This window comes from Streptomyces sp. BRA346 (assembly GCF_052851135.1).
The window spans coordinates 104,142-123,948 of sequence record NZ_JAIWIH010000001.1; the positions used below are offsets into that span (position 1 = coordinate 104,142).

Genomic DNA, 19,807 nt, shown 5'->3' on the forward strand with positions numbered 1-19,807 from the left:
CGCGTGATCGTCGGGGTCGGGATCGACGTCGCGGAGATCGACCGCTTCGCCGCCGCGTTGGACCGTACGCCGGGGATGGCCGACCGGCTGTTCGTGGCGGCCGAGCTGTGGTTGCCGACCGGCGAGCGCCGCGGCGTCGCCTCACTCGCCGCCCGGTTCGCCGCCAAGGAGGCGGTCGCGAAGGCCCTGGGCGCCCCGGGCGACCTGCGCTGGACGGACGCCTCGGTATGGACCGAACCCGGCGGCCGCCCGCGCCTGTCCGTGCGCGGCACGGTGGCGGCGCGGGCCGCTGAGCTGGGCGTACGGGGGTGGCACGTCTCGCTGAGCCACGACGCGGGGGTGGCGTCGGCGGTGGTGATCGCGGAGGCGTGAGGTTGTTGGTGGGTGCGCGGTCGGTGCGGTGGGTGGTGCCGGTGCGGGGCCTCCGGGGCGGGGCCCTGGACCGTCTATTTACGGCGCCGCTGCTGTAGAACGTGGGGTGGGCCGGAAGTCCACGGCGCCACACATACACGTGGTGTCCAGGACCCCACCCCTGCGACCCCGCCCCTCCCGTCGAGTCGCGGCTCCCCGCCGGTGCCCCCGGCCCCGGTCTGGCTCCGGTATGCCCGATGGCCCGGCGCCGGGCGGGTGTGGGAGCCACCCCCGCCCCTCCCACCGTGTCGGCGGCCAAGCGTAAGCAGGACGCGCGTCAGCTGACGGCCTTCTCGATCGCCTCGAAGATGTCCGCGTCCGTCTCCTGCTGCCAGCCGGGGAGATCGGGCCAGTCGGCGACGTAACCGGGCTTCGGGTCCTCGAAGTGCCGGTACATCTGCGCGGTCCAGCACGTGGCGACGAAACGGCTCTTCTGCTCCCGCGTGAGGCGGGACGCGTGCCCTGCGCTCAGGTCGAGGAACTGCCGCACCTGCTCGTACACCGCCCCGGCGGCCGCACGCTCCCACTCCGGGGTGTCCTCCCAGGGCGTCACATAGCCCGGCTTGGGCTCCCCGGGAAAGTGCCGCCGCACCCCCGCGATCCAAGCCTCCCGAAACAGCCGCGCACCCTCGGTCTGCGACATCCCTGCCCCTTTCGTCAGTTGGCGTTCAGTGCCTTGATCTCGGCGTCCACCTCGGCAACGCGCACATCGCGAGCGAGGGGGCCGAAGTCCGTACGCAGGTCCTGGAGCCTACGAGTGACATAACCGGAGGAAGATTCCCGCGCCAGGTGGATTGCCTTGCGGGCGTGGACGACAACCTGCTCCGGATCCTTGCGCTTGACGCCGATGGCAGCCAGATTCGCGAGCACGGCACCTCGGCGCCGATAGGACTGGCCCTCTGCCAGGGCACCCTGGCGAAGGGCACTCTGAAGCACCTGCTCAGCAAGGTCGAGCCGACCCAGCTGGACGTACCGAGCTCCGCGCTCCTCCGCGAGCCGGGAGCCGTCGAAGCGGAGCCACCCGCCGTTCTGCGCCCGTCCGGTCATGTCAGCAACCTTCTCGGCCTGCTCGAGTGCACTTTCGCATGCGGTCAGATCTCCCAGCCCCGCGAACGCCTCGGCTTGCACCGCAGCGACCCAGTGTCGCGTCGACAGGGCGCTGTCACCCCGTCGGGCAAGCCGTTCAGCAGCCGACAAGAGGTCGGCAGCCTCGCGGTAGCGACGCTCGTACACATCGACAAAGGCATGTCGGGTGAGCGCACAGGCCCAGAGATCGAAAGCTCCCGCGTCCTTGCTGGCTGACGCGGCAAGTGTGTAGCAAGCCGCTGCGTCGGTGTAGCGGTTGCCGTCGAAGGCCAGCTCGCCCGTCAGCTGGAAGAGGTCCCCGGCAGCGGCGCACAAGGCCCTGGCGTCCTTGTCCGAGCGGCCGCCCATCGTCTTGGTGAGGGCAGCGATCTGGTCGGAGACGATGGGGTAAACAGCCCCTTTGGCCCGTGCGAGTTGATACACCTGCCACAGGTGGTTGTTCATTCGGATGAAGTCGCCGGACGCTCGGCGGTGCGCTCCCTCTGCGAGGGCCTCCGACTCCTCGGCCGGTAGACCCGCCAGTGCCCCGGCAACGGCAAGTGCGCGCAGGAACTCGCGTCGAATCATGTCGTCGGTATCCCCCGAGCTGTAGTGGTCGCCTGAAGAGGACACTACGGGCTCCTGGAACGTGGCTTGGGGTTTGGTAACCCAGGCGTCCAGTTCGGCAAGATCAAGTTGCAGCGCTGCTGCGTACTGCGGACGCAGCTGGGGCTGGATCTCAGTCTTCCCGCTCTCCCAGCGGCTGATCGTCGTGCGGTCGACACCGACGACGTGAGCAAGCCCCTCCTGGCTGTAACCCAGCGCTTTCCGTCGTTCAGCTAACCCCATGGGGCTCCCCTTCCCCGCTCTGCGGACCGCCACTCGACGTGGGCACCCGCTGCACGCTTCTGCGTCACCTCTGCCGCATGGATGCCGTGGAGTGCATCCGCTCGGAGCGGTTCCCTTGGCGTTGTCAGCATCAAGAACCGGCCCGAGCCATCACAGGATGCGGCCGTGATGGTGATTCGCCAGCCACCGGCCAGACGACAGAGCCGCCGGGCTGGCGGTCCACCGCCCCGGAAGAAAGACCCTGTCCATGACCATGACGAGACCCAACGCCACCGGCGCCGCCGGCTACAGAGAAACGATGCCGTGCGAGCCGCAATCCGCGAGCCGCGCTCGTCGCCTCGTCCGCGCAGCACTGAACACCTGGGACCTCGGCCCCCTCGTCGAGGACGGGATGTTGATCATCTCCGAACTGGTCGGCAACGCCGCCCGCCACAGCGGATGCCGTCTCCTGCGCGTCAGCGTCCGACTGCCCGAACGGGGGCGCGTACGTCTCGCCGTCACCGACAAATGCCTTCAGGCGCCCATCGCTCAGGCCCCGGACAGCAATGAGGAGTGTGGCCGCGGCCTACTGCTCGTCGCCGCGATGGCCGACCGCTGGGGCACCGAATACCGCACCTGGGGCAAGACCGTCTGGGCCGAGCTACGCGCCAAGGCCGACTCCTGATGGCCCCGCTCATCATCCGGCCGACCGTCGTTCCGTTCGTCACCGCATGGAGCGGCGAACACCTCGGCTCGGAGTCCGATCTGACCGTCCTGCTCACGCCCGAGCCGCGCCTCGGCTACAAGACGTCCCGTCCGACCGATCGCGATACCGCAGGGGCCTTATGGGCCCGGATGACCCACGCTCCCGGCACGGGCAGACCGATCTACGACAGCATGCACATCGCTCGGCAGCGGATCTGCATGTACGCCATGAAATGCCAGATCTGCGGGAACCCAGCGAGCCGCAACAAGGACGGCTGGCTGTTCATCAACTGGCGCAGATCCTGGGACTCGCCGACCTGGCCGGAGGGCTCCCTGACGGAGCAGCCGCCCTTGTGCGAGCCACACGCTCGCATGTCCATCGAGCAGTGCCCCCACCTGGGCAGAGGGGACTACGCGGTACTCAGGGTCCGGACCCCACGGCTGTGGGGCATCTCCGGGACCAACTACCAGCTCACGACGAGCGGGTGGCGCGCGCGGGAGTCGAACGTCATGGTCCCGTACGGCCACATCGGCCTCAACGCCGTTCTCGCCTCCCGGATGATCCGCGAACTGCGCAACGTGACGGTCATCGACCTCCCGAAATGACACCGACTGAAGAAGAAAGGACACGACTGTGACGACCATCGTTGCTGCCAACCCCGCCACGGACACCGGTTTCCTGTGGCTGGACCTGACCCGAAAGTGCCAGCTCTCCTGCACTCCGTGCTTCAACGCCTCGGGGCCGGACGGAACCCACGGCACCATGACGCGCGAGAACTGGTTACGCGTCCTCGATCAGGCCGCGGAATGTGGCGTGCGCCGCGTCCAGCTCATCGGCGGCGAGCCCACCCTGCACCCGGACGGACTGGCCTTGGCCGAGCGCGCGCTGTCCCTGGGGCTGTGCGTCGAGGTCTACAGCAACCTGGTGCACGTAACGGACGACTGGTGGGCGCTCCTCCGGCGCAAGGGCGCCTCCCTGGCAACGTCGTACTACTCGGACCAGGCGGACGAACACAACGCGGTGACCGGCCGCCCCAGCCACGCTCGCACCCTGGCGAACGTCAAGAAGGCCGTACGGCTCGGCGTTCCGCTCCGTGTCGGGATCGTCGCGACCACCGCGACACAGCGGGTCTCAGAGGCTCGGCGGGAACTGGAAGCCCTCGGTGTGAAGCGCATCAGCATCGATCACGTTCGCCCCTTCGGGCGGGGAGCACACGGGCAGGCTCCGGACACCTCAGGGCTGTGCGGCCGGTGCGGCAGCGGCCGGGCTGCCGTCGGCCCGGACGGGAGCGTGTCCCCCTGCGTGTTCTCCGCCGCCCTGCTCAGCGTCGGGAACGTCCGGAGCACGCCCCTGGCCACTATCCTCGGCAGTCCCGCCATGGCCGAAGTCCGCGCATCCATTCACAGCGCGGTCGCGAAGGGCGGGGGCGAAGACGAGGATGGGTGCGACCCCGTGGGGGACGGGGAGTGCTCCCCCGGATATCCGAGCAGTTCGTGCGGCCCGAGGAACTGATGGACAACGACTCGCCAGGCACCGAAGCGCTGTGGGCGCTGGTGCGCCCGCACACCGGCGAACAGCGTGGCGTGGAGCCCACCTCGCGCGGGAACGGCTCGGACGTCACAGCCGTGGTCATGTGCGAGAACGGTCCCGTCTTCGTCAAGGCCTGCCGCAACCGGCCCGGAGGCCGCCGAGCTTCCATCCTCCGCGAACGGCTCGTCAACCCGTCCGTACGCGCCATCTCGCCGAAGCTCATGTGGCATGCCCAGGATGACGAGTGGATCGCGCTCGGTTTCGAGTCCGTCGAAGGGCGCTCGTCGGACTTCACACCGGGTTCTGCGGACCTCCCCCGGATCGTCGGTGCCCTGAACCGGATCAAGGATCTCTCCCTGCCTCCCGAGGCAGACGACTGGCGCGAGACCCGCTGGAACCGCTTCGCCGACGATAAGGACGCCGAACTCTTCGAGGGCGACACGCTCCTCTTCACCGACGTCAACCCCCACAACTTCATGATCGGTGACGAACGGATCTGGGTCGTGGACTGGTCCTGGCCGACCCGGGGCGCCGGGTTCATCGATCCCGCATGCCTCGTCGTGCAGCTCATCGCGGCCGGGCATACCGCCGAGGCGGCTGAGGGGTGGGCGGCCGAGTGCCGGGCGTGGACAGACGCGGACTCCGCAGCGATCGACGCCTTCGCCGCCGCCACCCTCCGCATGAACCGGTCGCGTGTCGACCGGTACCCCGAGGCGGCCTGGCTCGAAGACATGGCCGCAGCCGCAGGGGCGTGGGCTGCCCATCGAGGCGTGGCAGAGGCGCCTGGTCAGGTGATGACATAGGTCTTGCCTGAGCATTTTCCGGTACGCGGCAGAATGCAAGGCAAACCGGACGACGGGGGATGAGGCCGTGGCTATCGAGTCAGTGGTGGTGCGACAGCGCGTCGAGGATCTGGACGCGGCCGTGCCGTTCTACGAGAAGCTCACCGGGAGCACCGCATCCCGTTTCGCCTTCGCCGGAGTCACCCTGGCAAGCGTCGGCCCGTTCCTGTTGTTCAGCGGCCCGGACGAGTCTGTGCGGCGAGTCGCCGGGGTGGCGGCCACCCTGGCGGTGGCGGACCTCGACGCAGCGGTGGCGGACGCGGTGGCGGGAGGCGCCGAGGTGGTGGCCCCGAGCGCGCCGACCCCCAACGGCCACCGCGCCGTACTGCGCCATCCCCACGGCGGGGTTTACGAATATGTCGGCCCCTGAGCCTGCCGCTCATTGCACCCAGCGAGGCGTGTACGTCACGTGGAGGTCTTGCCAATCGTGGGTCTGCGGACTCTGCCAGACGTACAGGCTTCGGCAGACGTGGTAGTTGCAGCCCGGACCCGGGAGGTACAGCCGGGTCGCGGCAGCGGGTGGGCCCTCGTTCGTTACGGCGAAGACATGCCGGGCTGAGTCCCGGAACGTCCGCGTCGTGCCCGTCAGGAACAGCGTCTCGGCGTGGACGTGCTGGCGGAGCTGGTCCGATGTCCGCTGGCCGGGGTCGGACTGGAGGTCGCCTTCCGGCACGCTCGCGGTTTGTAGCTCGCGGGGGGCGTTGCCCGCGGTGATGCGCTCGCGCAGCCGCTTCCAGCGGGACGGCCGGAACTGCACGGATCTGTGGGCCAGCACGAGATCGAGCGGCTTCTCGTCCCGCCACCCGATTCCAGGCGCGGTCGGGGTGGCGCGCAGCGGGAGATAGACCAACGACCGCGGGGACCGCGCCGCAAGCAGCCACAGGGTGCCGATGCGCCGACCGTCCGTGCGGTCGACGTACATCTCGTAGCGACCGCCGGTTTCGTACAGCGCCCCATTGTTCAGCGCCGCCGCCGGGCGGATCACCCGGAATTCCTCACCCCCCATCCGCACCCGCTGCACGGCGATCTTCACCCGGAGGTCGTCCCGCCCGATCGCGGCCCTCGACGCCGTCACCCTGCCGTCCCTTTCCTTCCGTCTCGATCACACGCTCAGCCGGTGAGCGCCGCGGTGATCTGTCGAGTGGTCTGCGCCGCGACCCGGGGGTTGACGGCAGCGTAGGACGTGTAGGCGTTCAAGCCGGTGGCCAGGGCCCACCCGCGGCCCCGGACCCAGGTGGCGTCGTCCACGCCGAGCGCTGCCCGGAAAGTGGCCCTGCTCTCGACCGACATCAGGGTGAAGGCGATCGTCAGGTCGCATGCTGGATCGCCGACACTGAGCCCGCCGAAGTCGATGACCGCGCTGAGGCGGCCGTCGAGGGTCAGCAGGTTGCCCGTGTGGAAGTCGCCGTGAAACCAGACCGGAGGCCGATCCCATCCCGGGGTGCCCAGCGCCGCGTCCCACAGCTCGGTCATGGCTATCGCGTCGAATATGCCGTCGACCTCCGCCATGGCGGCCCGCGTCGCCTGGTCCCGGCCGGTCAGAGACCCGGCGGCGGGATCTTCGACGTTCCCTGTTGGGAGCTGCTGAAGGGCGATCAGGAACTCCGCCAGCTGGACGGCGGTCCGGGACGAGTCACCCAGCGCCTCGGCGGTCGCCACCTCTCCGTCCAGCCATCGGGACACCGCCCACGGCCACGGGTAGCCGAAGTCGGGCTTCCCTACGGCTACTGGTTGTGGGACGGCGAGCGGGAGGTGCGGGGCCAGCTGGGGAAGCCACTCGGACTCCTTCTCGGCCTGTCCGATGGCCCCGGCGTGGCGGGGCAGCCGGACGGACAGCCCCTCGCCCAGCCGGTAGATCACATGGTCCGAACCGGCCGGGTCGAGCCGCTTGCGGGGTAGCTTGGCCCATTGCGGGAACTGCGTATCGACCAGGTGCCTGGCCAGCGCGGCATCGACCGCGGGGCGGGAGTCCGCGGTTCGGGAAGAGCTGACCGGCGTCATTGCAGCCAGAACCCCGATCGCTTCAGCCACAGGTCGAGCAGCGCCGCGTCACCCACGACCTTCACGCCGGGGGCGGGGCGCCCGTAGAGCAGCAGGAGCAGGTCCGTCAGGGGGCCGCTGACCTCGACGGCGGCCTGTTCGCCGGTGGGGTGCAGGACGGGGGCGTCGCCGGTGAGGTCGACCAGCCACTCGGCGTCCGCGTCGGTGGCCTGAAGGCGAAGAGTGCGGCCGGGGCCGAGGAGGGCGGGTTCGCCCTCGTACGCCTCCGGCAGCGTGCTGTACGTCAGCCACTCGTCGAGGGCGTCGCGGGCCACGTCCTCGTCCAGGTGGAACGCGGCGCCGACCGCGAGCGCCGCGTCCGCCCGGTGCACCGCCGTCTCGTGCGTCATCCGGCGCGCCCAGAACATCGCGGTCCCGCCGGGGCCCGGGGTCCACACCGGCCTGTCGGGCCCGGCCTTGCGCAGCGCGTCGGCCAGGTGCCCGGCGCCGTCGCCGAGCCGGGTGCTCAGCGTGGCGGGGTCCTCGTCGGTGTGGCGGGGGACGTCGTTGACCGGGTCGTCCGGGACGGGCTCGGTCGACCGGGTGCGTACGACCATCTCGGCCCACCCGTGGGCACCGCCGAGGTGGCGCACGAGCTGACCGAGGTTCCAGCCCGGGCAGGACGGCACCGGGGCCGTCGGGTCGGCGCCCGCCAGATAGGCCCTCAACAGGTCTGTCTGTTCGACGATTTCGGCGTGGTAGCGGTCGAAGCCCAGGAGAGTCACCCGCTCACGTTATGACCGCATCCCCCCGGTGTCACCCCGGATTGACGGGCCCACCGGCGGGGCCGGCGACGCCACCACGACTCGTACAGCCGATGGACCACGCGAGGGCGGCCAGGAGGCGGAAGACCTCGACCTGCTCAGCGGTCCGCACTGCCGGGCGGTACGACCCATTCGGTGGGTTGGCCGGTGAGGGAGGCGATCATGTCGAAGTCGCCGTCGTAGTGCAGGACTGTCCGCTGGTGCAGTTCTGCCGTGGCGGCGATCAGTAGGTCGGGGAGGGACAGCGCGCGGTGGAAGCCTGCGTTGAGTGCGTGGCGCTGGACTTCCAGGGCGTGGCCGAAGATGTGGTCGTCGGCGTGGAGGTAGTCGAAGGCGTGGAGCCAGGTGCTGATCCGGGTCGCCTCGGAGCTGTCCCGTGCGGAGTGGATCATCTCGTACTCGGTGGGTCGGCACACGGCGAGGAGGTAGCGCTCGTGCAGGGGCTTGAGCACTTCCTTGACGCTTGGCTTCGTCCAGCGGGCCAGGGCGGACTTATCGACCAGGTACCGGTCCTGTGTCAAGCGGCCCGGCCTCCGTCGCGGTCGCCGTTGTGCTTGAGGGAGCCGTCGGCGTTGCGGGGTCCGGTGTTCTCGACGATCTCACTGAAGTCGAGCTCACCGGCCTCGATGGCGTCGAAGCCTTCCTGTCGAAGGTGCCTCTTGACGGCGTCCTCCATGGCGAGGCGGACGGCCTTGGCCTTGGTCTTGGTGCCGAAGATACGCATGGCCTCCGCGACCATGTCTTCGTCGAGGTCGATGACGGTTCTGGCCATGCGGAAGGTCCCTTCGTGAATGCTTCCGTCACGAAAACGATAGCAGTGACTCGCGGCAGTAGATATCGTTTTGGCTGAGGCCGCCGTCGTGGATGGGGCTCAGGCGCCTGGTTGCGAAGTGTCGTGCTATTCGTCAGGCCGCGAGGCCGTCGTCTTCGGTCGGCTCGTCCTTGGCCATCAGGCCGGCCACCCACAGCGGCATCAGCCAGTGCACTGCGAGGACCGCGATGAGCACCGGCGCCGCATACGCCGTGGGGGCATTGCCTTCGGCTGCGCCCGCGATCAGCAGGCCGGCGGCGGCTGCGGCAAGGAGCAGGGTCATCGCCCGGTGGGCGCGGGCTTGCACCCGGGTGCGTTCGGCGGATTGCCGCTCGTCCAGCGCTCGTTCGCGCAGTTCGAGCAGGCCACGGGTGGCCGCATTGATCACCCCGGTCGCGACCATCCACGGCAGCAGCAGCACCGCCATGACGACGAAGGCCCAGACCGGTTCCCCCTCTGCGAGGTAGGAGTAGGCCATCAGTCCGCCCATGCCCACGGTCAGCACCAGATGCGCGGCGACGGCCAGGCGTCGACGGGTGGCCGTGGCGTACAGGGGCTGACCTCGGCGGTCGTTCATCAGTCGCATCATGCTGTGGTCGTAGCGCGTCAGTCGCGGCGTGGTCATGACGTTTTCCTCCCGTATATCTCATCCGTGAGCGGCTGGAACGGTTCGAGTGAGAACAGTGCCTCCACCGGTAGCGCGAAGAACTTCGCGATCTTCAGTGCCAGGTCGAGGCTCGGGTTGTACTGCCCCCGCTCGATGTAGCCGATGGTCTGGTAGTGCGCCCCCACCGCCTCGGCCAAGCGCTGGCGCGACACCTTCCGCTCGGCGCGAACCACGGCCAGTCTGTTGTGCACCTGCTCGCCCATGTATAAGAAGTACTACATGCTGAGCGACAAGTGCAACCACCCGCACCGCTCCGGTGGATCGGGGATGTCGCTGGTCAACTCGCGCGCTCAGTCGGGCCGGTGAGCCGGTCGGCATCGCCGACGGTCCAGGGCCCCGCCCCGGAGGCCCCGCACCCGTACCCACCACGCACCCCGGGCGCACCACCCACAGAGCCGCACCCGGCACCCCAAGCGAACCCCAGGCACCTCCGCCCGTCAGCCCAGCACGTCCCGCCAGGCGTCCGGCACCGCCGCCGCCACGTCGTACGCCGCGATCGGGGCGCCCGCCGGGGCGGTGGTGCGGCGGGCGGCCAGGCCGTGGAGGTAAGCGCCGACCGAGGCGGCGTCGCGGGCAGTGAGGCCGGTGGCGAGGAGGGAGCCGGTGAGGCCGGAGAGGACGTCGCCGCTGCCCGCGGTGGCGAGCCAGGCGGTGCCGGTGGGGTTGACGCGGACGGGGTGCCCGGGGGAGGCGACCAGGGTGGTGGAGCCCTTGAGCAGCACGGTGGCGCCGTACTTGTCGGCCAGGGCCCGTACGGCGGCGAGCCGCCCGGACTCGACCTCCTCGCGGCTCGCCCCGAGCAGCGCGGCCGCCTCGCCCGCGTGCGGGGTGAGGACGGTGGCGGCGGCGCGGCCGTGGAGGCCGCCGGAGGGGAGGAGGTGGAGGCCGTCGGCGTCGACGAGGACGGGGATGTCGGAGCCGAGGACGTCGTCCAGGGAGTGCCGGGCGGCGGCGCCGTCGCCGAGGCCGGGGCCGACGACCCAGGACTGGACGCGGCCCGCCTTGGCCGGGGGCCCGGTGTGGACGAGGGTTTCGGGGAAGCGGGCGATGACGGTGTCGGCGCCGGGGCCGACGTACCGTACGGCACCCGCGCCGCCGCGCAGGGCGCCCGCGACGGCGAGGACGGCGGCGCCCGGGTAGCGGGCGGAGCCCGCGACGACGCCGACGACGCCGCGCCGGTACTTGTCGCTCTCGGCGGTCGGACGGGGGAGGAGGGCGGCGACGTCGTCGTGCTGGAGGGCTTCCGCGTCGGGGGTGGAGGGGAGATACGACCCCAGACCGATGTCGACCAGGCGGAGGGCGCCCGCGTGCTCGTGGGCGGGGTCGATGAGCAGCCCGGGCTTGTACGTACCGAAGGTGACGGTGGCGTCGGCGCGCACCGCCGCGCCCCGCACCTCGCCGGTGTCGGCGTCGACCCCGCTGGGGAGGTCGACGGCGACGACGGTGCCGCGGACGAGCCGGACGAGCCGCTCGGCTTCCTCCCGCAGGCCGCCCGTGCCGCCGATGCCGACGATGCCGTCGAGGACGAGGTCGGCGTGCATCAGGGCAGGTTCGCCCTCGGCGGCGGTCACCGCGCGTCCGCCCGCCGCGCGCAGGGCGCGCAAGCCCCCGGGGTGGGCGCGGTCGGGGGAGAGCAGGACGGCGGTGACGCCGGCGCCGCGCCGGGCCAGCCGGGCGCCCGCGTAGAGCGCGTCGCCCCCGTTGTCGCCGCTGCCGGTCAGCAGGGCGACGCGGGCCCCGTAGACCCGGTTGAGCAGGTCGGCGCAGGCGGCGGCGAGTCCGGCTGCCGCGCGCTGCATGAGTGTTCCTTCGGGCAGCCGCGCCATCAGGTCCTGTTCAGCGGCTCGTACGGTCTCGACGCTGTAGGCGATCCTCATGCCCATAGTCTCCCGAACGGAGGGCACTCCGCGCTTGGAAGCACACATTCCGGAAGCACGCATTCCGGTACATCCTCCGGTCCACCGATCGGCCTGAGACACTGACGGAGATGGACGAGACACCGATGCGCGCCCGCGCCGTGGTCGATCTGACCGCCCTGCGGGACAACGTTCGGGCGCTGCGAGAAGCAGCGCCCACAGCCGAGCTGATGGCCGTGGTCAAGTCGGACGGCTATGGCCACGGCGCGGTCCCGTGCGCGCGCGCCGCCCGCGCGGCGGGCGCGGGCTGGCTGGGCACGGCCACGCCCGAGGAGGCGCTCGCGCTGCGCGCGGCGGGCGACCAGGGGCGGCTGATGTGCTGGCTGTGGACACCGGGCGGGCCGTGGCGGCAGGCGATCGAGGCGGACATCGACGTCTCGGCCAGCGGCGCGTGGGCGCTGCGCGAGGCCGTCGCGGCGGCCCGCGCGTGCGGGCGCACCGCGCGCGTCCAGCTCAAGGCCGACACCGGGCTCGGCCGCAACGGCTGCCCGCCCGCCGACTGGCCTGACCTCGTCGCCGAGGCCCTGGCCGCGGAGGCGGCGGGCACGGTCAAGGTGACCGGGCTGTGGTCGCACTTCGCGTGCGCGGACGAGCCGGGCCACCCGTCGATCGCCGCCCAGCTGACCGTCTTCCGCGAGATGGTGGACCAGGCGGAACGGGCGGGGCTGCGGCCGGAGGTGCGGCACCTGGCGAACTCCCCGGCGACCCTGACCATCCCCGAGTCGCACTTCGACCTGGTACGGACCGGCATCGCCCTGTACGGGATCTCGCCCAGCCCGGAGCTGGGCGTGCCCGCCGACTTCGGGCTGCGCCCGGTGATGACGCTGAAGGCCTCGCTGGCCGCGGTGAAGCAGGTGCCGGGCGGGCACGGGGTCAGTTACGGCCACCGCTACGTCACCCCCGGCGAGACCACCCTCGCGCTGGTGCCGCTCGGCTACGGTGACGGGATTCCGCGGCACGCCTCGGGCACCGGCCCGGTGCTGGTCGCGGGCAAGTGGCGGACCATCGCGGGCACCGTGGCCATGGACCAGTTCGTGGTCGACCTCGGCGGCGACAGCGCGGAGCCGGGGGACGAGGCGGTGCTGTTCGGTCCCGGCGACCGCGGGGAGCCGACCGCGGAGGACTGGGCACGGGCCGTGGGGTCGATCGCGTACGAGATCGTGACCCGGATCAGCGCCCGGGTCCCCCGCGTTTATGTAGGTGACCTCGGGGGCACAGGGATCTGACCATGGGCGACGAGAGCACGGTGGAGACGGCGACGAAGGTCGCGGCGGGGGCCACAGCCGTGGGCTGGCGCCGGGGCGCCGGGTTCGCGGGGGCCGCGATCGGCGTGGTCGCGGCGGGCGCGGCGATGGGCGTCGCCCTGGAGCGGCTGACCGTCGGCCGCGGCGTACGGCGCAAGGCGCGCCTCGCCCTGGACGCGGAGGGCCCCTACGGCACCCTGCGCGGCACCCCGGGGCGGGCGGTCGCCGACGACGGCACGGAGCTGTACTACGAGGTCGAGGAGATACGCGAACCGGTCGCGCCCACCCGCCGCAAGCGCCGGTTCGCCCGCCGGGCGCCCGCGGCCCCCGTGACCGTGATCTTCAGCCATGGCTACTGCCTCGGCCAGGACTCCTGGCACTTCCAGCGGGCCGCGCTGCGCGATGTGGTCCGCACCGTCTACTGGGACCAGCGCTGCCACGGCCGCTCCCAGCGCGGCTGCGCCCAGACGAACGGCACCCAGGTCAGCATCGACCAGCTGGGCCGCGATCTGAAGGCCGTGATCGACGCGGCCGCGCCCGAGGGGCCGCTGGTGCTGGTCGGCCACTCCATGGGCGGCATGACGATGATGGCGCTGGCCGCCCAGTACCCGGAGCTGATCCGGGACCGGGTGGTCGGCGCGGCGTTCGTCGGCACCTCTGCGGGACGGCTCGGCGAGGTCAGCTTCGGCCTCCCGGTCGTCGGCATGAACGCGGTGCGGCGGGTGCTGCCCGGGCTGCTCAAGGCGCTCGGCTGGCAGGTGGAACTGGTGGAGCGGGGCCGCCGGGCGACCGCGGACCTCTTCGCGGGGCTGATCAAGCGCTATTCGTTCGGGACGAAGGACGTGGACCCGGGGGTGGCCCGGTTCGCGGAGCGGCTGATCGAGGCGACGCCGATCGATGTGGTCGCGGAGTTCTATCCGGCGTTCATCGCCCACGACAAGGCGGAGGCGCTGCCGTACTTCGACGGGGTGCCGGTGCTGGTGCTGGCCGGGGACAAGGACCTGATCACGCCGATGGAACACAGCGAGGCCATCGCGGAGCTGCTGCCCGGTGCGGAGCTGGTGGTCGTGGAGGACGGCGGGCATCTGGTGATCCTGGAGCACCCCGAGGTGGTCAACGGGCATCTGGCCGAGCTGCTGACCCAGGTGGTCGGAGCCGGGGGCGTCCCCGGGGACGGCGCGGGCCGCCGTTCGGCCCGGGGCTGAGGCGGCACGGACCGCGTTCCCGGGGCCCGTACCATCGCCGGTATGGACGTAGGCACACGCATGACCGTCACCTCGCCCGAGCAGATGCGGGACCTGGGCCGTCGGCTCGCCAAGCTGCTGCGCCCCGGCGACCTGGTGCTCCTCACCGGGGAGCTGGGCGCGGGCAAGACCACGCTGACCCGGGGCCTGGGCGAGGGCCTGGGCGTCCGGGGCGCGGTCACGTCCCCCACCTTCGTGATCGCCCGCGTCCACCCCTCCCTGTCCGACGGCCCTCCGCTGGTCCACGTCGACGCCTACCGGCTGGGCGGCGGCCTGGAGGAGATGGAGGACCTCGACCTGGACGTCTCGCTGCCGGAATCGGTGATCGCGGTGGAGTGGGGCGAGGGCAAGGTCGAGGGGCTGTCCGAGGACCGGCTGCACGTGGTGATCGAGCGGACGCACGGGACGGCCGCGGAGGAGAGCGACGTACGCGGCGTCGCCGTGACCGGTGTGGGGCCCCGCTGGGCGGACGAGGACCTGGCGTCGCTCGCGGGGTGAGCCGTGGGGAGATTCCGGAAGAGTTTCCGACAGGCCGTCGGCATGATGTTGCGCTCTGGGCATCGGGCGTGGTCACATGGTAGGGGAAGCGCGGTTAGGCGTACCTAACCTCCTGCCCACCAGGACCCTCAGGAGGCATCCATGTCGGCCCAAGAGCCCACCGCCCTGGACGACCCCCGGCGCGATGACCCGTCACCGTCGATGAGGGATCTGCTGGCGGCCTGTGCGGCGGCGAGCGCCGTCTCCACCCCACCGGAGGCCCCCGTCGAGGCGGTCGAGGCGGAGGCACAGCAGCGTCCCGCGGACGAGCCGGAGCGCGACGCGGCGTAGCCCGGGGGACTTACGCGATCACGACGACCTTCGTGCCCGGCTGCGCGAACTCCCACAGCGCCGCGCCGTCCGCCCGGGACTCCCGCACCGCGCCCGTCTTCTTCTTCGCCTGCGGGTCCGGCATCGCGCCGTCCATCGCCGCACTGAAACCGAACGTCACTCCCTCGTCCTGGTGAAACACCACGATGTGCTCCACCTGCACCCCGTCCGAGCCGACACCGCTCGGGTTACGGGACGTGACCGCGTACGTGCCCGGGTCGGGGCTCGCCGAACTGGCACCCACCGGATACGTGCGGGTGGCCTTGCCGTCGGCGCCGACCAGCCAGACCCGGTTGGCGCCCAGGGAGTAGACGACGCGCACACCGGTGCCGGAGCCCTTGGGAAGCGCGGTGGACTTCTTCTCCGCCTTGTCCTTCGTCTTGCCCTTCGAGTCGGTCGCCTGCGAGCTGCGCCGTTCCTGGGTGCGGTGGTCCGGGGCGGTGGCCTTGGCCTGGTAACCGAGAAAGCCGACGACGCCCAGCGCGGCCGCGGTCAGAACGGCCACGGCGGACCCGGTGCTGCTCCTTGGCACGGTGGCCACCCTCTCCTGTGGTCAGTACGTGCTTACCGCCCGTACGCAATATCACGACGGTAGCACCGGCGGACGGCCGCCACCGGTCCACCGCGACCGCCCCCGGCGGCGCCGTAGGCTGTCCTCGTGCTGTTGCTCGCGCTTGATACCGCCACCCCCGCCGTGACCGTCGCACTCCACGACGGCACCGAAGTCCTCGCCGAGACCGCCGAGGTCGACGCCCGGCGCCACGGCGAACTGCTGCTGCCCGCCGTCCACCGGGCCCTGGGCACGGCGGGCGTGGAGCTGGGGACCGTGACGGACATCGTCGTCGGCGTCGGCCCGGGCCCGTACACCGGGCTGCGGGTCGGGCTGGTCACCGCGGCCACCTTCGGCGCCGCCCTCGGCGTGCCCGTGCACGGACTGTGCACGCTGGACGGGATCGCGTACGCCGCCGGGCGGGCCGGGCTCACCGGCCCCTTCGTGGTGGCCACCGACGCCCGCCGCAAGGAGGTGTACTGGGCGCGGTACGACGACCCGCGCACCCGCGTCACCGAGCCCGCCGTCGACCACCCCGCCGACCTCACCGAGCGGCCCGGCGTCGCCGGGCTCCCGGCCGTCGGCGCGGGCGCCCTGCTCTACCCCGCCGCCTTCGCGGACGTCCCCGCGGGCATGCCCGAGTACCAGTCGGCGGGCGCGCTGGCCTCACTCGCCGCCGAGAAGCTGGCCCGCGGCGAGACGCTGCTGCCCGACCGGCCGCTCTATCTGCGCCGCCCCGACGCCCAGGTGCCCGCCAACTACAAGGTGGTCACCCCCAAGTGACGGACACCGCTCACGAAGACGTCGCACTGCGCGAGATGCGCTGGTGGGACATCGACCCGGTGCTGGCGCTCGAAGAGGAACTGTTCCCCGAGGACGCCTGGTCCCGCGGCATGTTCTGGTCCGAGCTGGCACACGCCCGCGGCGGCGCCGCCACCCGCCACTACACGGTCGCCGAGACCGACGGCCGCATAGTCGGCTACGCCGGGCTGGCCGTCTTCGACCGCACCGGCGACGTCCAGACCATCGCCACCGCCCGCGACCACTGGGGCACCGGCCTCGGCGCCCGCCTCCTCACCGACCTGCTCAACGCCGCCACCGCCTTCGAATGCCGCGAAGTCCTCCTCGAAGTACGGGTCGACAACACCCGCGCCCAGCGCCTCTACGAGCGCTTCGGCTTCGAACCCATCGGCATCCGCAAGGGCTACTACCAGCCCGGCAACGTCGACGCGCTGGTCATGCGCCTGACCGGCCCGGCGACCACCGCCGCGACCCCCTCATCCGATCCAGGAACATCCGTACAAGGAACGAAGACCCATGGCTGACGAACCGCTCGTCCTCGGCATCGAGACCTCCTGCGACGAGACCGGCGTCGGGATCGTGCGCGGCCACACCCTGCTCGCCGACGCGGTCGCCTCCAGCGTCGACGAACACGCCCGCTACGGCGGCGTCGTCCCCGAGGTCGCCAGCCGCGCCCACCTGGAGGCGATGGTCCCGACCATCCAGCGGGCCCTGAAGGACGCCGGAGTCGCCGCCTCCGACCTCGACGGCATCGCCGTCACCGCCGGTCCCGGCCTCGCGGGCGCCCTGCTCGTCGGCGTCTCGGCCGCCAAGGCGTACGCGTACGCCCTCGGCAAGCCGCTGTACGGCGTCAACCACCTCGCCTCCCACATCTGCGTCGACCAGCTCGAACACGGCGCGCTGCCCGAGCCGACCATGGCGCTGCTGGTCAGCGGCGGCCACTCGTCGCTGCTGCTGGCGCCCGACATCACCACGGACGTCCGGCCGCTGGGCTCGACCATCGACGACGCGGCGGGCGAGGCGTTCGACAAGATCGCCCGGGTGCTCCACCTCGGCTTCCCCGGCGGCCCCGTCATCGACCGCATCGCCCGCGACGGCGACCCCGACGCAATCGCCTTCCCGCGCGGGCTGACCGGCCCGCGCGACGCCGCGTATGACTTCTCCTTCTCCGGCCTCAAGACGGCCGTCGCCCGCTGGATCGAGGCCAAGCGCGCGGCGGGCGAGGAGGTTCCGGTCGCCGACGTCTCGGCCTCCTTCCAGGAGGCGGTCGCCGACGTCCTGACCCGCAAGGCCGTCCGCGCCTGCAAGGACGAGGGCGTCGACCACCTGATGATCGGCGGCGGCGTCGCCGCCAACTCCCGGCTGCGCGCCATGGCCGAGCGCCGCTGCGAGGACGCGGGCATCACGCTGCGCGTGCCGCGCCCCAAGCTGTGCACGGACAACGGCGCGATGGTCGCCGCCCTCGGCGCGGAGATGGTCGCGCGCGGCCGGTCCGCGTCGGCCTGGGACCTGTCGGCCGACTCCTCGCTCCCGGTGACGGACCCCCACGTCCCGGCGCCCGCGGCACACTCCCACGACCACGTCCACGAGCTGAGCCGAAAGAACCTGTACGCATGACCGTCGCCCTGATGTGGGAAGCCCGGGCCGTCGAGGGCCGCGGCGCGGACCTGCTCGCCTGGACCGCCGACCAGCCCCTCGACCCGCCCCCGCTGCGCCGCGAGACCTTCCGCGCCCCCGAGGACCGGGTGCTCGTGATCACCTGGTGGGACGGTACGTACGACACCCCGGACCTCCCCGAACTCCCCGAGCCGGGCCCCGACCTGATACGCCGGGCCGTCCACCGGTGGCGCTTCGAGTCGGTCGGCTGAACGACACCAGCACGCTCCACCCGGACACCATGTCACTCACCTTCACCCGCGTCCCCGACTCCCGGCGCTACACCCTGTGCCCCCGAGGCTCCGCCCCGCTCCATGTGCGCCGCGGCGCCCCCGACGGCCGCGCCCTTCCCGAGGGATACAAGCCACGTTTCGTCGTCGCCGACGACGCGGCCGGTGCCTCGCCGCTCGCCGTGGTCGTCCGGAAGGGCGATCGGTGCCTCGCCGTGCTCAGCCCTGACCACGAGCCGCTGGCCGAACTGCGCCTGCCGCCGCGGAAGAAGCGGTGGCGGCCCGTGTACGAGATCCACTTGCCCGACGGGACGGTGCTGCACGGGCGGAAGGGGACGGTGCCGTCGCTGCTGCTGTGCCTGGTGCTGCTGCCGCTGGTCCTTGTGTACCTGGTCGTCATGGCACTGTCCGACACACCCCCGGACTCCCTCGACGCTCCGCTGCGGACGGCCTGGAAACGACCGGGTGCCTTCTTCGGACGGGCGGCCATGACCGAGTCCGTGCGCGGCCGGTTCCGGGTCCGGGAAGGCGGGCTCGACCACCGGGTGGCGTACGCACAGGCGGTGGCGAAGTACTGGAAGGTGTGACCCGGCGGCGGACCGGTGGCCGGGTTCCTGTGAGCCGCGGAGGAATGGAGTTCACGCCTCCGCCAGAACTGAGAGACTGCGTTCCATGACCCCGCCCGACGCACTGCCACCACCCCCGCCCGCCCCGGACCTGCGGCCCTGGCCCGACCGCGCCGGGCTGCTCGCCGACCGGGCGCGGGCGATGGGGACGCTGGCGCGGTGGTACATGGCGCCGCACCGGGCGTTGCTGCTGTGGCTGCTGACGCTGGTGTTCGCGCTGGGGTGGACGCTGGCGGTGTCGGGGTTCCAGTTCCTGGTGACCGGCCAGATCGTCGAGCACATCCTCGGCGTGATCTTCCTCGGGCTGGCCCTGGGCGCCACCGTCCCGTCCAGCCTGGGCCTGGCCTCGGGCATCCGGCGGGACGTGTTCGTCGGCGCGCGGCTGAGGGACTGGGCCGAACTGGGGCGGGACCCGCAGACGCTGCCGCACTGGCGGGTGTCGGGCAGCGCGCTGCTGTGGCTGCTGCCGTCGCTGGTGCTGTGCTGCCTCGGGCTGGTGCTGGGGGCGTCCACGGCCATGTCGGACCTCGGCGCGGAGACGTTCGGGGTGGCGATGGGGATCGCCGTCGTCTTCGCGGTGGCGGGTGGTCTCGGCCTGTTCAAGGCGATCGGCTACTACCGTCTGGTCAACCGCGAGCTGAGCCCCGACGACGCCGAGGAGCGAGCGTACGGGGACTGATCAGCCGGACGCGTCGGACGACCGCTGGAGCGACTGGAAGCGGTGCAGCAGCTCCAGATACCGCTCGCCCAGGCTCTCGCCGCGCCGCTTCGTCGCGTCCTCGACGTGCAGCAGCATCTGCCGGACGCGCGCCGCGTCCCGGTAGGCGTCCCGCTGGAGCTTCTTGTGCGCGGTCGCCGCGGGGCCCTTCCAATCGTCGCCGACCGTCTTCGCCAGCTGGTCGAGACCTTCGACCGTCTCCTCCAGGTAACGCAGCATTTCCTCCAAGTCCTGAAGGAGATCGGACATTTCCTGGTCCGATACGGGCCGCTTCTCGTCACTCATGTTCCA

At 71.6% G+C, this 19,807-nt stretch carries 28 protein-coding genes; 16 read left to right on the forward strand and 12 right to left on the reverse strand.

What is annotated here, in order from left to right; genetic code table 11:
- Positions 1 to 3: 3 nt before the first annotated feature.
- Positions 4 to 372 carry a holo-ACP synthase gene (locus tag LCH29_RS00550; RefSeq protein ID WP_446459654.1) on the forward strand — a complete coding sequence of 123 codons (369 nt, stop codon included), beginning with the start codon at positions 4 to 6 and terminating at the stop codon, positions 370 to 372.
- Between the two features lie 316 nt (positions 373 to 688).
- Here the strand turns inward: LCH29_RS00550 and LCH29_RS00555 are convergent, their stop codons facing one another.
- The gene (locus LCH29_RS00555; protein ID WP_446459655.1) at positions 689 to 1,054 is read right to left on the reverse strand and encodes a hypothetical protein; all 366 of its coding nucleotides are present in this window, start codon (positions 1,052 to 1,054) and stop codon (positions 689 to 691) included.
- A 14-nt stretch (positions 1,055 to 1,068) separates the two neighbouring features.
- Positions 1,069 to 2,325, reverse strand: coding sequence for a helix-turn-helix transcriptional regulator (locus tag LCH29_RS00560; RefSeq protein WP_446459656.1), 1,257 nt, complete (start codon positions 2,323 to 2,325; stop codon positions 1,069 to 1,071).
- A gap of 247 nt (positions 2,326 to 2,572) precedes the next feature.
- Here LCH29_RS00560 and LCH29_RS00565 point away from each other — a divergent pair, with 247 nt between their 5' ends.
- The 5 genes from LCH29_RS00565 to LCH29_RS00585 all read left to right on the forward strand — a co-directional run bounded on the left by LCH29_RS00565 (position 2,573) and on the right by LCH29_RS00585 (position 5,752).
- Positions 2,573 to 2,989, forward strand: a complete 417-nt coding sequence (locus tag LCH29_RS00565; RefSeq protein ID WP_446459657.1) for an ATP-binding protein — start codon at positions 2,573 to 2,575, stop codon at positions 2,987 to 2,989.
- Positions 2,989 to 3,615, forward strand: coding sequence for a hypothetical protein (locus LCH29_RS00570; RefSeq protein ID WP_446459658.1), 627 nt, complete (start codon positions 2,989 to 2,991; stop codon positions 3,613 to 3,615). The genes LCH29_RS00565 and LCH29_RS00570 overlap by 1 nt, the downstream gene beginning before the upstream one ends.
- 28 nt (positions 3,616 to 3,643) lie before the next feature.
- Entirely contained in the window at positions 3,644 to 4,522 is an 879-nt protein-coding gene (locus LCH29_RS00575) for a radical SAM protein (RefSeq protein ID WP_446459659.1), read from the forward strand.
- Complete coding sequence (locus LCH29_RS00580; RefSeq protein WP_446459660.1) at positions 4,522 to 5,343, forward strand: phosphotransferase; 822 nt, start codon at positions 4,522 to 4,524, stop codon at positions 5,341 to 5,343. The genes LCH29_RS00575 and LCH29_RS00580 overlap by 1 nt, the downstream gene beginning before the upstream one ends.
- A gap of 67 nt (positions 5,344 to 5,410) precedes the next feature.
- Positions 5,411 to 5,752 (forward strand): VOC family protein, encoded by a 342-nt coding sequence (locus LCH29_RS00585; RefSeq protein ID WP_446459661.1) that lies wholly within the window; start codon positions 5,411 to 5,413, stop codon positions 5,750 to 5,752.
- 9 nt (positions 5,753 to 5,761) lie between these two features.
- Here the strand turns inward: LCH29_RS00585 and LCH29_RS00590 are convergent, their stop codons facing one another.
- The 8 genes from LCH29_RS00590 to LCH29_RS00625 all read right to left on the reverse strand — a co-directional run bounded on the left by LCH29_RS00590 (position 5,762) and on the right by LCH29_RS00625 (position 11,541).
- Positions 5,762 to 6,457, reverse strand: coding sequence for a hypothetical protein (locus LCH29_RS00590; RefSeq protein ID WP_446459662.1), 696 nt, complete (start codon positions 6,455 to 6,457; stop codon positions 5,762 to 5,764).
- A gap of 35 nt (positions 6,458 to 6,492) precedes the next feature.
- A complete protein-coding gene (locus tag LCH29_RS00595) occupies positions 6,493 to 7,383 on the reverse strand; it encodes an aminoglycoside phosphotransferase family protein (RefSeq protein ID WP_446459663.1) in 891 nt (296 codons plus the stop codon).
- Entirely contained in the window at positions 7,380 to 8,147 is a 768-nt protein-coding gene (locus LCH29_RS00600) for a maleylpyruvate isomerase family mycothiol-dependent enzyme (RefSeq protein ID WP_446459664.1), read from the reverse strand. The genes LCH29_RS00595 and LCH29_RS00600 overlap by 4 nt, the downstream gene beginning before the upstream one ends.
- 137 nt (positions 8,148 to 8,284) lie before the next feature.
- Positions 8,285 to 8,707 (reverse strand): PIN domain-containing protein, encoded by a 423-nt coding sequence (locus tag LCH29_RS00605; RefSeq protein WP_446459665.1) that lies wholly within the window; start codon positions 8,705 to 8,707, stop codon positions 8,285 to 8,287.
- Positions 8,704 to 8,958: a type II toxin-antitoxin system VapB family antitoxin gene (locus tag LCH29_RS00610; RefSeq protein ID WP_398330267.1), complete on the reverse strand. Its 255-nt coding sequence runs from the start codon at positions 8,956 to 8,958 to the stop codon at positions 8,704 to 8,706. Before LCH29_RS00610 ends, LCH29_RS00605 begins: the two co-directional genes overlap by 4 nt.
- Before the next feature lie 133 nt (positions 8,959 to 9,091).
- Entirely contained in the window at positions 9,092 to 9,622 is a 531-nt protein-coding gene (locus LCH29_RS00615) for a hypothetical protein (RefSeq protein WP_446459666.1), read from the reverse strand.
- Positions 9,619 to 9,867: a helix-turn-helix transcriptional regulator gene (locus tag LCH29_RS00620; protein ID WP_446459667.1), complete on the reverse strand. Its 249-nt coding sequence runs from the start codon at positions 9,865 to 9,867 to the stop codon at positions 9,619 to 9,621. Before LCH29_RS00620 ends, LCH29_RS00615 begins: the two co-directional genes overlap by 4 nt.
- A 234-nt stretch (positions 9,868 to 10,101) precedes the next feature.
- The gene (locus LCH29_RS00625; RefSeq protein ID WP_446459668.1) at positions 10,102 to 11,541 is read right to left on the reverse strand and encodes an NAD(P)H-hydrate dehydratase; all 1,440 of its coding nucleotides are present in this window, start codon (positions 11,539 to 11,541) and stop codon (positions 10,102 to 10,104) included.
- A 110-nt stretch (positions 11,542 to 11,651) separates the two neighbouring features.
- On the opposite strand from LCH29_RS00625, the gene alr reads away from it, so the two are divergent.
- The 4 genes from alr (at position 11,652) to LCH29_RS00645 (ending at position 14,896) form a co-directional block, all read left to right on the forward strand.
- Positions 11,652 to 12,806, forward strand: a complete 1,155-nt coding sequence (gene alr / locus LCH29_RS00630; protein ID WP_446459669.1) for an alanine racemase — start codon at positions 11,652 to 11,654, stop codon at positions 12,804 to 12,806.
- 2 nt (positions 12,807 to 12,808) lie between these two features.
- Positions 12,809 to 14,029, forward strand: a complete 1,221-nt coding sequence (locus LCH29_RS00635; RefSeq protein ID WP_446459670.1) for an alpha/beta fold hydrolase — start codon at positions 12,809 to 12,811, stop codon at positions 14,027 to 14,029.
- Positions 14,030 to 14,071: 42 nt separating this feature from the next.
- Positions 14,072 to 14,566 (forward strand): tRNA (adenosine(37)-N6)-threonylcarbamoyltransferase complex ATPase subunit type 1 TsaE, encoded by a 495-nt coding sequence (gene tsaE, locus LCH29_RS00640; protein WP_446459671.1) that lies wholly within the window; start codon positions 14,072 to 14,074, stop codon positions 14,564 to 14,566.
- 141 nt (positions 14,567 to 14,707) lie between these two features.
- On the forward strand, positions 14,708 to 14,896 hold the full coding sequence (locus LCH29_RS00645) for a hypothetical protein (RefSeq protein WP_446459672.1): 189 nt from the start codon (positions 14,708 to 14,710) through the stop codon (positions 14,894 to 14,896).
- Between the two features lie 10 nt (positions 14,897 to 14,906).
- On the opposite strand, the gene LCH29_RS00650 is transcribed toward LCH29_RS00645, so the two are convergent.
- Entirely contained in the window at positions 14,907 to 15,467 is a 561-nt protein-coding gene (locus LCH29_RS00650) for a L,D-transpeptidase (protein WP_446459673.1), read from the reverse strand.
- A 126-nt stretch (positions 15,468 to 15,593) separates the two neighbouring features.
- Here LCH29_RS00650 and tsaB point away from each other — a divergent pair, with 126 nt between their 5' ends.
- The 6 genes from tsaB to LCH29_RS00680 all read left to right on the forward strand — a co-directional run bounded on the left by tsaB (position 15,594) and on the right by LCH29_RS00680 (position 19,477).
- Positions 15,594 to 16,268, forward strand: coding sequence for a tRNA (adenosine(37)-N6)-threonylcarbamoyltransferase complex dimerization subunit type 1 TsaB (gene tsaB / locus LCH29_RS00655; protein ID WP_446459674.1), 675 nt, complete (start codon positions 15,594 to 15,596; stop codon positions 16,266 to 16,268).
- A gap of 35 nt (positions 16,269 to 16,303) precedes the next feature.
- On the forward strand, positions 16,304 to 16,810 hold the full coding sequence (gene rimI / locus LCH29_RS00660) for a ribosomal protein S18-alanine N-acetyltransferase (protein WP_446459886.1): 507 nt from the start codon (positions 16,304 to 16,306) through the stop codon (positions 16,808 to 16,810).
- The gene (gene tsaD / locus LCH29_RS00665) at positions 16,803 to 17,903 is read left to right on the forward strand and encodes a tRNA (adenosine(37)-N6)-threonylcarbamoyltransferase complex transferase subunit TsaD (protein ID WP_446459675.1); all 1,101 of its coding nucleotides are present in this window, start codon (positions 16,803 to 16,805) and stop codon (positions 17,901 to 17,903) included. Before rimI ends, tsaD begins: the two co-directional genes overlap by 8 nt.
- Complete coding sequence (locus LCH29_RS00670) at positions 17,900 to 18,154, forward strand: hypothetical protein (RefSeq protein ID WP_446459676.1); 255 nt, start codon at positions 17,900 to 17,902, stop codon at positions 18,152 to 18,154. Before tsaD ends, LCH29_RS00670 begins: the two co-directional genes overlap by 4 nt.
- Complete coding sequence (locus tag LCH29_RS00675; RefSeq protein ID WP_446459677.1) at positions 18,130 to 18,759, forward strand: hypothetical protein; 630 nt, start codon at positions 18,130 to 18,132, stop codon at positions 18,757 to 18,759. The genes LCH29_RS00670 and LCH29_RS00675 overlap by 25 nt, the downstream gene beginning before the upstream one ends.
- A gap of 85 nt (positions 18,760 to 18,844) precedes the next feature.
- Positions 18,845 to 19,477 carry a hypothetical protein gene (locus tag LCH29_RS00680; protein WP_446459678.1) on the forward strand — a complete coding sequence of 211 codons (633 nt, stop codon included), beginning with the start codon at positions 18,845 to 18,847 and terminating at the stop codon, positions 19,475 to 19,477.
- Here the strand turns inward: LCH29_RS00680 and LCH29_RS00685 are convergent, their stop codons facing one another.
- Complete coding sequence (locus tag LCH29_RS00685; protein WP_446459679.1) at positions 19,478 to 19,801, reverse strand: WXG100 family type VII secretion target; 324 nt, start codon at positions 19,799 to 19,801, stop codon at positions 19,478 to 19,480.
- Positions 19,802 to 19,807: the final 6 nt, after the last annotated feature.

What these genes read in the sequence shown, in the direction of transcription:
- LCH29_RS00555 (WP_446459655.1), bottom strand. Translation starts at nt 1,054, where the DNA reads ATGTCGCAGACCGAGGGTGCGCGGCTGTTTCGGGAGGCTTGGATCGCG.
- LCH29_RS00560 (WP_446459656.1), bottom strand. Translation starts at nt 2,325, where the DNA reads ATGGGGTTAGCTGAACGACGGAAAGCGCTGGGTTACAGCCAGGAGGGG.
- LCH29_RS00565 (WP_446459657.1), top strand. Translation starts at nt 2,573, where the DNA reads ATGACCATGACGAGACCCAACGCCACCGGCGCCGCCGGCTACAGAGAA.
- LCH29_RS00570 (WP_446459658.1), top strand. Translation starts at nt 2,989, where the DNA reads ATGGCCCCGCTCATCATCCGGCCGACCGTCGTTCCGTTCGTCACCGCA.
- LCH29_RS00580 (WP_446459660.1), top strand. Translation starts at nt 4,522, where the DNA reads ATGGACAACGACTCGCCAGGCACCGAAGCGCTGTGGGCGCTGGTGCGC.
- LCH29_RS00595 (WP_446459663.1), bottom strand. Translation starts at nt 7,383, where the DNA reads ATGACGCCGGTCAGCTCTTCCCGAACCGCGGACTCCCGCCCCGCGGTC.
- LCH29_RS00610 (WP_398330267.1), bottom strand. Translation starts at nt 8,958, where the DNA reads ATGGCCAGAACCGTCATCGACCTCGACGAAGACATGGTCGCGGAGGCC.
- LCH29_RS00615 (WP_446459666.1), bottom strand. Translation starts at nt 9,622, where the DNA reads ATGACCACGCCGCGACTGACGCGCTACGACCACAGCATGATGCGACTG.
- LCH29_RS00620 (WP_446459667.1), bottom strand. Translation starts at nt 9,867, where the DNA reads ATGGGCGAGCAGGTGCACAACAGACTGGCCGTGGTTCGCGCCGAGCGG.
- LCH29_RS00625 (WP_446459668.1), bottom strand. Translation starts at nt 11,541, where the DNA reads ATGAGGATCGCCTACAGCGTCGAGACCGTACGAGCCGCTGAACAGGAC.
- alr (WP_446459669.1), top strand. Translation starts at nt 11,652, where the DNA reads ATGGACGAGACACCGATGCGCGCCCGCGCCGTGGTCGATCTGACCGCC.
- LCH29_RS00635 (WP_446459670.1), top strand. Translation starts at nt 12,809, where the DNA reads ATGGGCGACGAGAGCACGGTGGAGACGGCGACGAAGGTCGCGGCGGGG.
- tsaE (WP_446459671.1), top strand. Translation starts at nt 14,072, where the DNA reads ATGGACGTAGGCACACGCATGACCGTCACCTCGCCCGAGCAGATGCGG.
- LCH29_RS00645 (WP_446459672.1), top strand. Translation starts at nt 14,708, where the DNA reads ATGTCGGCCCAAGAGCCCACCGCCCTGGACGACCCCCGGCGCGATGAC.
- rimI (WP_446459886.1), top strand. Translation starts at nt 16,304, where the DNA reads ATGCGCTGGTGGGACATCGACCCGGTGCTGGCGCTCGAAGAGGAACTG.
- tsaD (WP_446459675.1), top strand. Translation starts at nt 16,803, where the DNA reads ATGGCTGACGAACCGCTCGTCCTCGGCATCGAGACCTCCTGCGACGAG.
- LCH29_RS00670 (WP_446459676.1), top strand. Translation starts at nt 17,900, where the DNA reads ATGACCGTCGCCCTGATGTGGGAAGCCCGGGCCGTCGAGGGCCGCGGC.
- LCH29_RS00680 (WP_446459678.1), top strand. Translation starts at nt 18,845, where the DNA reads ATGACCCCGCCCGACGCACTGCCACCACCCCCGCCCGCCCCGGACCTG.
- LCH29_RS00685 (WP_446459679.1), bottom strand. Translation starts at nt 19,801, where the DNA reads ATGAGTGACGAGAAGCGGCCCGTATCGGACCAGGAAATGTCCGATCTC.